Raw genomic sequence first — 242 nt, forward strand, 5'->3', positions numbered from 1 at the left:
AATTGCCCAAGCAGCATATGTGCAGCAACAGCTGCCGTTCCCAGCAAAGACATCACATCACCGGTCAAATGCCCCGCACTCCCGCTGAGTCCGCTGCTGCCAATGAGCAGGAACACCCCAAGGAACGCGATTGCCATGCCGCCGATTGCGGCGAGTGATGTTTTTTCCTTAAACCAGAAGTAGGCACCAATCATCACGAATACGGGCTGCAGAGCCAGGATGATGGTAGAGCTTGCAACGCT

General features: G+C 55.0%; 1 protein-coding gene. It reads right to left on the minus strand.

All coding sequences use genetic code 11. The features are described 5' to 3' along the window. A partial coding sequence (locus tag CF394_RS00180) for an EamA family transporter (RefSeq protein ID WP_165767404.1) occupies window positions 1-242 on the minus strand: 242 nt, incomplete at both ends.

The organism is Tetzosporium hominis, from assembly GCF_002265435.1.
GTDB lineage: Bacteria > Bacillota > Bacilli > Bacillales_A > Planococcaceae > Chryseomicrobium > Chryseomicrobium hominis.